Origin of the sequence: Variovorax sp. J31P179 (assembly GCF_030316985.1) — a bacterium.
GTDB classification, from domain to species: Bacteria; Pseudomonadota; Gammaproteobacteria; order Burkholderiales; family Burkholderiaceae_C; genus Variovorax; species Variovorax ginsengisoli_B.
The window spans coordinates 644894-658388 of the sequence record NZ_JASZYL010000001.1 but is presented as its reverse complement, the minus strand read 5'-3'; the positions used below and the strand labels follow the sequence as shown (position 1 = coordinate 658388).

General features: G+C 69.1%; 13 protein-coding genes. All 13 read right to left on the bottom strand.

The annotated features are described in order from the left end of the window. Positions 1-7: 7 nt before the first annotated feature. Positions 8-718 carry a GntR family transcriptional regulator gene (locus QTI17_RS03160; protein WP_286530944.1) on the bottom strand — a complete coding sequence of 237 codons (711 nt, stop codon included), beginning with the start codon at positions 716-718 and terminating at the stop codon, positions 8-10. A 58-nt stretch (positions 719-776) separates the two neighbouring features. Beyond that, positions 777-1532: an aspartate/glutamate racemase family protein gene (locus QTI17_RS03155; protein WP_286530943.1), complete on the bottom strand. Its 756-nt coding sequence runs from the start codon at positions 1530-1532 to the stop codon at positions 777-779. Then, positions 1529-2965: a dihydropyrimidinase gene (gene hydA, locus QTI17_RS03150; protein ID WP_286530942.1), complete on the bottom strand. Its 1437-nt coding sequence runs from the start codon at positions 2963-2965 to the stop codon at positions 1529-1531. The genes QTI17_RS03155 and hydA overlap by 4 nt, the downstream gene beginning before the upstream one ends. Then, positions 2962-3681: a maleate cis-trans isomerase family protein gene (locus QTI17_RS03145; RefSeq protein WP_286530941.1), complete on the bottom strand. Its 720-nt coding sequence runs from the start codon at positions 3679-3681 to the stop codon at positions 2962-2964. The genes hydA and QTI17_RS03145 overlap by 4 nt, the downstream gene beginning before the upstream one ends. Positions 3682-3703: 22 nt before the next feature. Continuing rightward, positions 3704-5017, bottom strand: a complete 1314-nt coding sequence (locus QTI17_RS03140; protein ID WP_286531322.1) for an MFS transporter — start codon at positions 5015-5017, stop codon at positions 3704-3706. 202 nt (positions 5018-5219) lie between these two features. Then, positions 5220-6461, bottom strand: coding sequence for a pyridoxal-phosphate-dependent aminotransferase family protein (locus QTI17_RS03135; protein ID WP_286530940.1), 1242 nt, complete (start codon positions 6459-6461; stop codon positions 5220-5222). Between the two features lie 31 nt (positions 6462-6492). Beyond that, a complete protein-coding gene (locus QTI17_RS03130) occupies positions 6493-7263 on the bottom strand; it encodes a fumarylacetoacetate hydrolase family protein (RefSeq protein WP_286530939.1) in 771 nt (256 codons plus the stop codon). Positions 7264-7294: 31 nt separating this feature from the next. Further along, positions 7295-8089 carry a 2-keto-4-pentenoate hydratase gene (locus QTI17_RS03125; RefSeq protein ID WP_286530938.1) on the bottom strand — a complete coding sequence of 265 codons (795 nt, stop codon included), beginning with the start codon at positions 8087-8089 and terminating at the stop codon, positions 7295-7297. After that, complete coding sequence (locus QTI17_RS03120) at positions 8065-9441, bottom strand: amidase (RefSeq protein WP_286530936.1); 1377 nt, start codon at positions 9439-9441, stop codon at positions 8065-8067. Before QTI17_RS03120 ends, QTI17_RS03125 begins: the two co-directional genes overlap by 25 nt. A 7-nt stretch (positions 9442-9448) precedes the next feature. After that, positions 9449-10741 (bottom strand): TRAP transporter large permease, encoded by a 1293-nt coding sequence (locus QTI17_RS03115; protein WP_286530935.1) that lies wholly within the window; start codon positions 10739-10741, stop codon positions 9449-9451. Further along, the gene (locus tag QTI17_RS03110) at positions 10738-11400 is read right to left on the bottom strand and encodes a TRAP transporter small permease subunit (protein ID WP_286530934.1); all 663 of its coding nucleotides are present in this window, start codon (positions 11398-11400) and stop codon (positions 10738-10740) included. Before QTI17_RS03110 ends, QTI17_RS03115 begins: the two co-directional genes overlap by 4 nt. After that, entirely contained in the window at positions 11397-12455 is a 1059-nt protein-coding gene (locus tag QTI17_RS03105; protein WP_286530933.1) for a TRAP transporter substrate-binding protein, read from the bottom strand. Before QTI17_RS03105 ends, QTI17_RS03110 begins: the two co-directional genes overlap by 4 nt. A 166-nt stretch (positions 12456-12621) precedes the next feature. Further along, positions 12622-13446 carry an IclR family transcriptional regulator gene (locus QTI17_RS03100; protein ID WP_286530932.1) on the bottom strand — a complete coding sequence of 275 codons (825 nt, stop codon included), beginning with the start codon at positions 13444-13446 and terminating at the stop codon, positions 12622-12624. Positions 13447-13495 lie beyond the last annotated feature (49 nt).

Sequence of the window (13495 nt, the reverse complement as noted above, 5' to 3'; positions counted from 1 at the left end):
GTGGGCGCTACGCGCCGAGGATGCTCTCCAGATCGGCCTCGTCGCTGCCCGCATCGAGCTTGAGGCTTTCCTGGATGTGATCCAGGTGATGAAGCATCAGTGTTTCGGCCCGCTTCGCATCGTTGCGCTTGATCGCTTCCACGATCTCCTCGTGCTCGTCGGCGCGGCAGCTGGTCGCGGTGGGCGCGTCGTACAGCGAGATGATCAGGCAGGTCAGCGTCGACAGCTCGCGCATCGTGCGTGCCAGCGCCGAATTGCCGGCGAGCTCGGCCAGCAGCAAATGGAACTCGCCCGACAACCGGACCACCGCGCGCGCGTCGTTGCGCTGGCGCGCGTCGGCTTCCAGCTCGAGGTGCCGGCGCAGGCGCTGCATCTTGAAATCGTCGATGGTGCCGACCAGCCGGCGCAGCACGCCGGGCTCGATCAGGCGGCGCGCCTCGAAGACATCGCGCGCCTGCTCGATGGTGGGCTTGGCGACATGCGCGCCGCGCTGCGGCACCAGCTCGACGATCTGTTCGTGCGCCAGGCGGGCCAGCACCTCGCGCACCTTGGCGCGGCTGGTGCCGAAGATGTTGGCCAGGCGGTCTTCGCCGAGCTTGGTGCCCGGCGCGAGCCGGTGTTCGAGGATCGCCGTGGAGATCTTCTCGGCAATGGCGTCGACGCTCTGCTCGCGGGCGGCGCCGCTGGCTTCCTTGGGTGGACTCAGTTTCTTTGGCATGGCTTTCGATCTTAGCGACGACGCACGGACCGCGTGCCAGCGCCGCATCGGCGAGGCCTCATCGCTGCGTGCGGTCGCGGGCGAGCAGGCGCGCGATGCCCTCCGGCAGGCCGTGGTTCGGCTTGATCGGCGGCGGCGCGAAGCTGCCCTGCCGCGCCGGCAGCGTGCCCAGCGAAACCAGGGTCTCCGCATGGCACACGGCGCTCGACACGCCATCGACCACGGGCACGGGAATGCGCTCCCGGATGGATCGCGCCAGGCCCGCCAGCGGCGCACCGGCGATGATGATCACGTCGGCGCCGTCGTCCTGCACGGCCGACAGGCACAGGGCCTCCAGGCGCGCGGTGTGGTCTTCCTGCACGCGGCCGATGTCCTTCAGCGGGTCGTCCAGGTTCCGGATGCTGGCCAACCGGTCGCTCAGGCCGTTGGCGGCGACGCATTCGCGGTACCACGCGGTGATGCGGTGCGAGATCGCCACGATCGAGAAGCGCTTGCCGAGCAGGCAGGCGCTCATCAGCGCCGCCTCGGTGAGGCCGACCACCGGGATGTCCAGCACTTCGCGCAGGCCGTCGATGCCCGGATCGCCGAAGGCCGCGACCACGATCGCATCGTGCCGGTCGCAATGCTCGGCCGCCAGCGTGGCGGCCGCGTAGGCGCCGATCAGCGACTCGAAGCGGGTCTCGATATAGGCGACGCCGAAGGGCGCGGTGAGCACGCTCACCTGCGTGCCCGGCGCGGCGGCGCGGCGGGCCTCGGCCTCGATCAGGTCGGAGACGCTCTGGGAGGTGTTGGGGTTGATCAGCAGGATCTTCATGGCGTGCCTCGCTGTGGCGCCTTCGGCAGCAGCGTGGGCCGGCCGCGGCGCAGGAACTCTCCGCGGCCGGCGCGCGGATGGAATGTCTGTCCGTCCCACACGACCTCGCCGCGCGCCAGCGTGAGAGCGGGCCAGGCCTTCACGTCGATGCCTTCGTAGGGCGTGTAGTCCACGGCATGGTGCAGGTCGGCGTTGCGGACCTGCCGGGGCGTCGCGCCCCAGACCACCAGGTCGGCATCGGCGCCGATCGCGATGGTGCCCTTGCGCGGGTGCAGGCCGTAGGCCTTGGCGGGATTCGTCGACGTGAGCTCGACGAAGCGGTTGATCGTGATCCGCCCATCGAGCACGCCGTGCGAGAACAAGAGCGGCAGGCGCGTCTCGATGCCCGGAATGCCGTTGGGGATGTGACGGAACTCGACCTCCTTGCCGCCCGGCTTCTTGCCTTCGGGCGCGTCGTAGCGGAACGGCGCGTGGTCGGACGAGAAGATCGTGAACAGGCCGTCGGCCAGGCCGTTCCAGATGACCTCCTGGTTGTCCTTGTTGCGCGGCGGCGGGCTGCAGACGCAGCGCGCGCCACCGTAGCTGTCGTCGATGCCGAGGTCCTCGGCCGTGAGGAAGAGGTACTGCGGGCAGGTCTCGGCGAACACGTGCAGGCCGTGCGAGCGCGCCCAGCGGATCTGCTCGACGGCCTCCTTGCCCGAGACGTGGACGATCATGATCGGCACGTCGACGAGTTCCGACAGCGCGATCGCGCGATGGGTCGCCTCTCGTTCGACCAGCATCGGCCGCGAATGCGCATGAAAGCGCGGCGCGGTCCGGCCGCTGGCCTCCAGCCGCCGGGTCAGCCACTCGATGCAGTCGGCGTTCTCGGCGTGGATCATCGCCATCGCATCGTGGCTGCGCGCGACGTCCAACACGTCCAGGATCTGGCCGTCGTTCAGCTTGAGATCGTCGTAGGTCATGTAGATCTTGAACGAGGTGTAGCCTTCGGCGATCAGCTGCGGCAGCTCGTTCTTCAGCACCTCCTCGGTGGGGTCGCTGACGATCAGGTGAAAGGCATGGTCGACGTGCGCCCGCCCTTCGGCCCGCTCGTGATAGTCGCGCACCGCGGCGCGCAGCGACTGGCCTTTCTGCTGCGCCGCGAAGGGAATCACCGTGGTCGTGCCGCCGCAGGCGGCCGCGCGGGTGCCGGTGTCGAAGTCGTCCGCCATGCGCACGGGCGCTTCCATGGGCTGGTCCAGATGGCAGTGGGCATCGACGCCGCCGGGCGTGACGAAGGCCCCGGCGGCGTCGATCTCGCGGCGCCCCGGCGGCAAGCCCAGCCCCAGTTGCACGATGCGGCCGCCCGCGATGCCGATGTCGGCATCGAAGGTGTCGCTGGCGGTGGCCACGCGCGCGTTGCGCACGACCAGGTCGAAGGCGTTGGTGCTCATGCGAACAGCCCTCCCCAGCTCTTGACCGCGCGCGGATCGGCGCCGGCGAGCTTCAGTGCCTTCCAGACCACGGTCGCCACCGAGTCGTAGACGGGGATGCCGAGCTCGCGCTCCATCTCGGCGGCCAGGGGCGCGCCGTGGAGGTTGGTGCACATCACCGTGATGGCGTCGGGCTTGCGCTGCGCGACCTCGCGGATCATCGTGCGCAAGGTATCGGGCGCGACCTCGGCGAACGAGAAGTTCACGGTCAGGTCCAGGTGGCGTTCGGCGACGCATTCGATGTCGAGCGCCGCGTAGTTGGCAACGATGCGCCGCTGCACGTCCTCGACGTAGGGCGAAACCAGGCCGAGCGTGCGCGCCCCCTGCGCCGCGAGCAGCTCGTTGAGCGCCAGCACCGACGTCGTCGCCGGGATGCCGGTCAGCTCGGTGATGCGCTCGCACAGCGCACGGTCGCGGTCGAAGCCGAGCCAGCTGGCGGAGGTGCCGCTCCAGCAGATCACGTCGACCTTGGCATCGGCCAGCAGCTGCGCGGCGTCGAGGATGGTGCGTTCGTCGAACTGGTTCTGCGACTTGTCGCCCATCGAGATCTCGGTCACCCGGAAGCGCGAGAAGTGGGCCGAGACGCCCGGCACGCCGGCGACCATCGCGCTGGTCAGCGGCTCGAGCGCCGTGTTGGAAGAAGGCGTCAACACGCCGATTCGTTTTTGCTGGGACATCTCGCGGATCTCGAAAAGTGAACTAGACGGGCAACTTCTTGCTGTAGTCGATCAGCAGCGTGGAGCAGACGAAGAGACCTGCGCCGGCCGCGGCGAACAGCATCAGCGCCATGAAGTACGAGCCGGTCGCCTGCACGATCAGGCCGACCACGATCGGCACGCCGATGCCCGCGACGTTGCCGCCCAGGTTCATCGTGCCGCCGAGGAAGCCGACATGCGCCCGGCGCCCGAGGATCGACGGCACGCACCAGAACAGGCCGCACCAGCGCAGGAAGAACAAGGTGACCGACAGCAGGATGACGACCACCACCGGGTCCGTGATCTGCGAGACCATGTAGATCGCGAGGGTCGCGATGACCGAGGAGATGCCGAACAGCGTGCGCAGGACCTTCGTGTTCGAGGCACCGGCGGCCTTCCATTTGTCGGCCAGCCAGCCGCCGAACATCTCGCCGACGAAGCCCGAGAAGAACATGATGAACACCGCCCCGCCCATCTGCTTGATGTCGAAGCCGTGGACCTTGGAGAGGTAGTTCGGCATCCAGGTGAGCAGGCCGTAGAAGAGCGCGTTGAAGCACATCCAGCCGAAGAACATGCCCCAGACCGAACGGAAGCGCAGGAAGTCGAGCAGGCGGCCACTGGCGCCTGGCGGCTCGCTGGCGGCGTCCTGGGCGTGGCTGGCCTCGATGTATTTCGCCTCGGCCTCGTTGACGCCGGGATGTTCGCGCGGGTGGTTGCGGATGTAGCTCCAGGCGAACAGGCCGGCGACGACAGTGCCGACACCGGCGATCACGAAGGCCAGCCGCCACGAGCCGAGCACCGCGATCAGGCCCGAGATCAGGATCGCGCCAAGCGCGGCACCGAGCGGCGCGCCGCCATCGAGCAGGGTCGCGCCGCGGCCGCGCTCGTTCTGTGTCATCCAGATGCCGTTGAGCTTGCCGCCCGCCGGGTAGATCGGCGCTTCCGCCGCACCCAGGCCCAGGCGCGTCAGCAGCAGCGGAACCCAGCCGGTGCAGAAAGCGGCGATGGCCTGGAAGAAGCCCCAGCCCAGCGTCGCGCCGGCAATGACGACGCGCGGACCGAAGCGGTCGGCCAGCATGCCGCCCGGAATCTGCATCAGCGCATAGGTCCAGAAGAAGGAACTGAGCAGCAGGCCCTGCACGGCCGGCCCGATGTCGAACTCCTTCGCGATCAGCGGCATCGCCACGGACAGCGAAGCCCGGTCGATGTAGTTGATCGAGATGAGGAACAACATCATCAGGAAGATCTTCCAGCGGACCTTGGAGGGCTGGAGGGCGGTGTCGGGTGCTGCGGCGGTCGCCGTGGCGCCGGCCGTCATGGTGGGTGGCATCGGTCTTGTCTCCTTGCGTGGCACGGATGCCAGCCTGCAGGGAAACACCCGGCAAGCTGGCGAGCTTGCAGCCGCGAGTCGGGGCGGGTCGGGCCCATGCACCACCGAGGCTGTGGGGCGGACTTTAGAACCGGCCGAAAATGATGTCAACATTGTTGTCGACAATGAATGTCGACTCTAGTGAAAACACCTACTCGATCGGCCGACTCGCGACATCGGCGAGCGGTGTTTCAGCAAAGAACGCCATGGCCGCCAGCACGCCGCTGCCGGCCAGCGGAACGCCGGCCAGCTTGAGCCCCATCTCGACGCCGGTCAGCGCCGCCATCAAGGTCAGGTCGTTGCAATCGCCCAGGTGGCCGATGCGGAACATGCGGCCCTTGAGCTTGCCCAGCCCGGCGCCGAGCGACAGATCGAAGCGCTCGTGGATGAGCTTGCGCAGCGCATCGGCGTCGACGCCCTGCGGCGTGATGACGCCGGTCAGCACCGGCGAATGCACGCGCTCGTCCGCGCATTGCGTCGGCAGGCCCCAGGCGCGCACGGCGGTGCGAACGCCCTCGCCCCAGCGCTGGTGGCGCGCGAACACCGCGGGCAGGCCCTGCGCGAGCACCATGTCGAGCGCCTCGCTGAGTCCGTAGAGAAGATTCGTGCTCGGCGTACAGGGCCAGTAGCCGCCCTTGTTCATCTCGACGATCTCGTCCCAGGCCCAGAAGGCCTTGGGCAGCCGCGCGGTCCTGGCGGCCTCGATGGCCTTGGGCGACAACGCATTGAAGCTGATGCCCGGCGGCAGCATCAGCCCCTTCTGCGAGCCGCTGACGGTGACATCGACGCCCCAGGCGTCATGGCGGTAGTCGGCACTCGCGAGACCGGAGATGGTGTCGACCATCAGCAGGGCCGGATGGCCCGCCGCGTCGATCGCACGGCGAACCGCGGCGATGTCTGAAGTGACGCCGGTGGACGTCTCGTTGTGCACCACGCACACGGCCTTGATGCGGTGCGCGCCGTCCTTGCGCAGGCGCTCCTCGATCAGGTCGGCCTGTACGCCATGGCGCCAGCTGCGCGGCAGCCCGGTCTCGTCGATGCCCGGCAGCGCGAGGAACTCGGGCTCCAGGCCCAGCCGCTGCGCCATCCTCTGCCACAGGCTCGCGAAGTGGCCGGTCTCGTACATCAGCAGGCTGTCGCCGGGACTGGCCACGTTGACCAGCGCCGCCTCCCAGGCGCCGGTGCCCGACGCCGGATAGATCACCACCGGATGCTCGGTCTGGAAGACCTGCTGCAGCCCGGCGATCACCTTCTTGCCGAGGGTCGCGAACTCGGGCCCCCGATGGTCGATGGTCGGCAGGCTGATGGCGCGCAGGATGCGATCGGGCACCGGGCTGGGCCCGGGGATCTGCAGGAAATGCCGGCCGCTGGGATGGTTGTCTAGAGCGATCATGGTGTCTCAGTCCTTTGACTTCTTCAGGGTTCTACAACTGCACCGACGCACGGCCGATGCCCGGGAATTCAGCGCTGACGAGGTCGCCCTCGGCCGCGTCCAGGATGCCGACCCAGGTGCCGGTGGTGACCACCGTGCCGGCCGCCACGCGGCCACCGTTGCGGGTGGCGTGGCGCAGCCACGCGGGCAGCAGGTGCGCGGGGTCGCCGAGCGAGTGGGTGCCGCGGCGCTCGACCGTCGCTTGCGAGCCGATGCGGACCGTGCAGGCCTGGGCAGCCCAGTCGCGCGCGACGAACGGGACCCAGTCGCCGAGCACCAGCGCACCGTGCGACTGCAGGTCGGCCAGCTTGAAAAGCGCCGGCGCATCGAGGGCCTCCCGCCAACGCGAATCGACGATTTCTATCGAGACGGCCATCGCGTCGACCAGGGCCGGCGCGCTTCGCGCATCCAGCGTCGATGCCAGTGCCTGGTCGACCTCGCGCCCGAGCCGCAGGGCGATTTCGGCCTCGATCCCGCGAAGGTGGAACGGCCGCCCGCCGGCCCGGGCCGGACTCGGCCACACGCCCTCGGGCGGCAGTGGCGCGCAGGTCAATTCAGCGTCGCGAGACGCGCCGCCGGCCTTCCAGTGGCGCGGCGGCGAGGTCGCGAACCAGCCGAGTTCTTCGGCCACCCGCTGCTGCACCGCATAGGCATCGCCAGCGTCGCCCAGCGCGTCGGCCAGCGACGCGGCGAGCGCCAGGGTGCTGTCGCGGCGGGCACGGGTCAGTGCCTGGACGACGACCTCGATCTTCGATGGGGACATGTGGATTTCCTGTGACGGCTTCGAACAAAGCTCAAAAGAAGATGCTCAGCGGCGCGAGGCCCGGCACCTCCGCGCGCACCGCCGTCCCTTGGGAGGCGAACAGCATGCCGGTGCACGAGCCGGTGGTGACGATCTGGCCGGCCTGGAGGCCCGCGCCCCGCGCCATGCAATGGTTGGCGAGCCAGGCCAGCAGCGCGCCGACATCGGGGTGCGCATGCTCGCCGAGGGTGTGGGCGACGACCTGCTCGTCGAAGCGCATCACGGCCTCGGTCCGCTTCAGGTCGAACCAGGCGATCTCGAACGCCGCCGGCTCGCCCAGGGCCAGCCCGCCATGGCTCAGCAGGTCGGCCAGGAGCGCCGCGGGCTCGGCATCGAGCCAGTCGGCCAGCCGGGTCTCGGCCACCTCGATCACCGGCAGCACGGACTCGACCGCCAGCGCCACCTCGTCGCGCGTGTACGGCCAGGCGCGCGGCGGCAGGTCGGACCCGAGCCGGAATGCGACCTCGACTTCGGCGCCGCGCAAGTGCCATGCGCCGCCGTCGAGCGTCGATCCGCCGGGCACCAGCCCCGCGGCCGGCAGCGGCGCGCAGACCGGCGCCTGGCCGGGGCCGGTCGCGCCGACCTTCCAGCCGCCGATCGGGCCGATCGCCGCCAGCGTCGCGTCCTGGATCGCGTAGGCCTCGTCGCGGCCGCGCGCCTGCAGCAGCGTCGACGGCACCCGCCGCCCGTCGCGCCGCGCACGACCCAAGGCCTGCGCGGCCGCCTCCGGCGTGACCTGCGCCACCGCGGCCGCGACAGGCGTCACAGGTCGGGGAAGCGCTGCCATGGATGGGCTTGCTCGATCGAGTGGGCCAGCGCCAGCAGCGCGTCGTCCGCGCCCTCGCCCGCCACCAGCTGCATGCCGACCGGCATGCCGCCGGCGAAGCCGCAGGGCAGCGCGATGGCAGGCAGGCCGACTGCGTTGGCGAAGCCCGCGAACACCGCATGGCCTCGCGGGCCGACATCGTGTCCGTCGATGCGCGGCGGGTGCGACTGGTTCGCCGGCCAGGGCAGCGCCGCCGCCGCCGGCGTCAGCAGGAAGTCGTACCGCTCGAACAGGCGCGACAGCCCGCTGCGCAGCCGCTCGGCTTCGAACAGCAGGTCGAACAGGTCCGCCGCGGACGCCCTGCGGCCGGTGTCGGCATTGGCCTGCATCGCCGGGCCGAACAACGACGCATCGAAGGTCCGCACCGACAGCTCCCGTGGATGCGCAACGAGCCACGCCAGGCCCACCTGCGCAAGCAGCGGCCAGCGCTCGTTGACCGCCTCGGCCATGTCGAAGTCCTGGGCCGTCGTGACGTCGTGCCCCATCGCCGCCAGCTGGCGCGCGGCCGCTTCGGTCAGGGCAGCGATCTGCGGATCGACCGGGTGTCGCCCGAAGCGCGGAATGAAGAGGATGCGGGCACGGGGCGCGCTCCCCTCCTCGACCGAGCCGCGCCCGATCACCCGCATGACCGCGGCCGCATCGGCCACGCTGCGCGCGATCGGACCCGCCACCTCGAAGTCGAGGAAGATCGGCGGCAGCCCGTCCCCGCGCGGCACGCGCCCGCGCGAAGGCTTGAAGCCGACGAGGTTGGTGTGCGATGCGGGTCTGCGAATCGAACCGCCGCCGTCGGTGCCCAGCGCGATCGGGCAGCCGCCCGCGGCCACCAGCGCCACCGCGCCGCCCGACGAGCCGCCCGGCGTGAGCGACGGGTTCCACGGGTTTCCCGTGGGGCCGAACACCGGGTTGTCGGTATAGCCCTGCATCGTGAACTCGGGCACGTTGGTCTTGCCGAAGATCACTGCGCCGGCGTCGCGCAAGCGTGCCACCGGGATCTCGTCGCGCTCCGCCACGAAGCCGGCCAGCGCGCGGCTGCCCCAATGGGTCGGCAGGCCGCGCACCTGCAGGTTGTCCTTGATGGTCACGGGCACCCCGTCCAGCGCGCCGAGCGCGCGGCCCGCGCGCCAGCGCGCGGTGCTTTGCCCGGCCGCGTGCGTCGCGCCTTCGAAATCGAGCGCGACCATCGCGTTCAGCCGCGGATTGACCTCTTCGCTGCGCGCCATGCATGCCTGCAGTGCCTCGGTCGGCGTGAACGATGCGTCGCGGAACCCGCCCGCGAGCTGCATCGCCGTGAGTTGCCAGAGCGGTTTGTTCATCGGTGGCTCACATGTGCGCCGGCAACCAGGTCACCAGCTGCGGGACGGCCATCAGCAGCAGCGTGAACAGGATCATGATCACCGCATACGGCAATGCGCCGTAGATCGCGTCCTCGATGCCGCCCTTGTCCGGGCGGATGCCGTGGACGACGAACAGGTTCATGCCCACGGGCGGCGTGATCAGGCCCAGTTCGCACATCAGCACGATGAAGATGCCGAACCAGATCGGATCGACCCCGATCGCGGTGGCGATCGGATAGGTGATCGGGATGGTCGCGACCTGCATCGACAGCACGTCCATGAACATGCCCAGGATCAGGTAGAACACGATCAGCGCCAGGATCAGACCGGTGGCCGACAGGCCCAGGCCCGCCACCCACTTGGTCATCGCCTCGGCCACGCCGGTCAGGCTCACCGTCAGGTTCAGGATGAAGGCCGCTGCGACGATCAGCAGGATCATGCCGCTCACGCGGGCCGTCGAGACGAAGCAGTTGCGCAGCAGCTCGCGGTTCAGCTTGCCCGACTGCCAGACGAATCCGAGCGCGGCGATCACGCCGAGCGCAGCGCTCTCGGCCGCGGTGGCGATCCCGAAATAGAGGCTGCCCATCACGATGCCGAACACCACCGCCGGCGGGATCAGGTGCACCAGCGAGCGCAGCCTGTCGGCCAGCGGCACCTTCGGCTCGCGCATCACCTTGCCGCTGGCCAGGCTCGAGACCGCGATCCAGAGCATGAAGCACAGCGTCAGAAGGAGGCCGGGGATGATGCCGGCGATGAACAGCTTGCCGATCGAGTTGTTGGTGAGCGACCCGTACACGATCATGTTCACGCTCGGCGGAATCAGGATGCCCAGGGTTCCGCCGGCCGCCAGGCTGCCCAGCGATGCCCGCATCGGATAGCCTCGCTTCTGCAGCGAAGGCAGCGCCACCGTCCCCACCGTGGCCGCGGTGGCGACCGACGACCCGGAGGTCGCGGCGAACAGCGCGCAGCTTCCGATGTTGGTGTGCAGCAACCCGCCCGGCAGGCGGCCGAGCCAGGCCGACAGCGCGATGTACATGCGGTCCGCGATCCCGGACCGCAGCAGCAGCTCGCCGAGCAGCACGAACAGCGGCACGGAGGTCAGCAGGCTCTCGTTCTGCACGCCCCACACCACCGGAGCGATGGAGTCCATGAACGGCACGCCGTAGGCCGCGATGCCGCCGATGATCCCCACCGCCGCCATCGAGACGGCGATCGGCATGCCCACCAGCATGAGGCCGAGCATGGCGAAGAACGCGAATCCGATCAGTGCGATGTTCATGGTGTCGCTCCTTCGGAGGCCTGGCGCAGCTTGAGGTCGTCCAGCTCCTCCTTCAGTTCTTCCTTCGCGCTCTTGGGATTGAAATCGCGGTTGAGCCTGGCGATGTCGCCGCGCAGGAACAGCTGCGTCGCCCGCCATGCCAGGCCGCAACCCACCAGCGCGAAGATCACCAGGCCGGCATACCAGACGCTCTGCGGAATGATCAGCGGCGTCGCCCAGGGCGTCTGCGCGGTGCTGCGGTAGGCCGTCGTGTCCTGGATCACCTTGAACGCCACCCAGGCGATGAACAGCGCGAACACGGCCAGCGAGACCATCGAGATCCAGTTCAGCAGCGCCTGCAAACGCGGCGAGAACTTCTCGTGGAAGACGTCGACCCGGATGTGGTTGCGGCCGATGAGGGCCAGGCTGAAGGCGATGGTCGAGCCCACCGCCAAGGCGTAGCCGCCCAGTTCGTCGGCGCCCTGCAGCGAGATGTTGAACAGCTTGCGCGACAGCGTCTCGATGGTGACGATGACGGCCAGGCCGAGGAAGATCACGCCGAAGACGGTGGCCAGCACCGTTTCCAGGCGGGTCTTGAAGTCGACGCGCCCGGCCGGCGCCACCCGGTCGGCGGACGCGGCAACGGACGGCCGGTCGGTGGTCATGGCGCCGCCGTTCATTTCAGCCCCAGCACCGGTGCCACCGTCGCCTGCCAGGTCTTCGAGCAGGCGGCATTGGACTTGTCGCAGACCTCGGCCCACACCGGCAGCGACACCTTGGTCACCGCGCTGCGCACCAGGTCGATGTCCGCCGACGTGACCGGCACGTTGACCAGGCTGAACTTCTTGCCGGTCGTGCAAGGGTCCTTGCCGGCATTGCAGTTCAGGGCGTCCTGGAAGAGCTCCTCGGAGTACTTCCACACATCGTCGCTCAGTGCATCGAAGGCCTTCTTCAGCTTGGCCTGCTGGTCGGGCGCGAGCGCGTTCCAGGACTTCATGGTCATGCCGTAGCCATTGAGCGCCATCTGGAAGCCGATCGCCATCTGGTGCGTCGTCACTTCCGGCCAGCCCGCGGAGTTGGCCGAGCTCGGCCCGGTGATCGCGCAGTCGACCACGCCCAGCGACAGCGACTGGTGCGTGTCGGCGAACGACACCGGCACCGGCGTGCCGCCCACCATCTCGATGAACTTGGCCAGGTTCTGGTCGTACACGCGCACCTTCATGCCCTTGATGTCGGCCAGCTTGGCGACCGGCTTCTTGCAGAACAGGATCTGCGGGCCGAAGGGCCAGACGCCCAGCAGCTTGACGCCGAACTGCGCCTGCAGCCGCGCGTCCGCCGTGTCGAAGTAGGCCTGGGCCACCTTGCGGCCGGTGGCGTAGTCCGGCGCCGCGCCGACCAGGTCCAGGCCCAGGATGGTGGGTTCGTCGCGTGAGTTCTGCGAGACGCGCAGGGACACGATGTCGAACAAGCCCGCCTTCATCACGCGCAGCTGCTCGGTGTCCTTGATGCCCAGCGTGTCGATCGGCTTGTAGTCGACATCGATCGGCAGCCCGGTCCTGGCGGCGAAGTTCTCGAAGAAGGGCTGCTCCTTGTTCTTCTGGATCAGCCCGGTGGCCAGCGGCTGGCCGATGGCCTTGAGCTTGATCCTCTCTTGCGCATGCGCTGCGGGCAACGCGAGCATCACGGCCATGGCGGCGGCCGCGGCGAAGGACTGGAGGCGAGGACGAGACAGCATGAAGGCTCCTGCAGGGGTGAGAGGGTGGGAAGGCGGCATTTCAGAACAGATGCGCCATTGAATCGCGCCGACGCCGGTGGCTGCGGACTATTCCGCTGCGTGGGAACGCGAGCGAAATTGCTTGCGGATCAAGGACTTGGCGCTGCGCGCCGATGGAAGACGGAGGCTAGAAGCGGCCGCCGTAGGCCGCCGTGATCTCGTCCGCCGCGGCGCGCACCACGGCGCCGAGTTCCGCGAAATCGGCGCTCTTGATGCGCTGGGTCGGTCCGACCAGCGAGATCGCGCCGAAGGGCCGGCCATGCTCGTCGCGAATGGCGGCGGCAATGCACCGCAGGCCCACCGCGTTCTGCTCGTCATCGATCGCGTGGCCCGCGCGGCGCACCTCGCCGAGCGTCTCGTGCAGGCGCGATGCGCGGGCGATCGTGTTGTTGGTGAGCTTCGGCAGGCCATAGGTGCGCAGGTACTGCAGCACGTCTTCCTCCGCCATGGCGGCCAGGATCGACTGCCCCATGGCGGTGCCATGCAGCGGTGCACGAAAGCCGGGCTTGCCGATGGCGCGCATCGTTTCGCGGCTTTCCACCTGCGTCACGAAGACGATGTCGCCGAGATCGGCGATGCCCAGGTTGATGCTCTCGCCAGTGCTGTCGCGCAGCCGGCGCATCACGGGCAGCGCGAGGTGCGCAATCCGGCGCCGACGTCCGAACGCGGCACCGACCGAGAAGCAGCGCACGCCCACATACCAGAGGTTGGTCTCGCGATCGAACTGCACGAACTGGCGTTGCTCCAGCGTCGTGAGCAGCCGGTGCGCCGTGGAGGACGACAGCCCGCTGCGCGCCGCGATGTCGACCAGCCGGTAGCCTTCGTCGTCCTCGGCAAGCAGTTCGAGCAGCTGCATGGCGCGCGTGAGCGATTGCACCGTGCTGTCGCTGTCACGGTCGATGCGGGTGACTTTGGCGGTCTTGCCGGGCGTGCGCGTGGAACTGGCGGTCATGGCGTGCCTATGCAAATTGCGCGCCATCGGCTCGATCGTGCGGCACGCG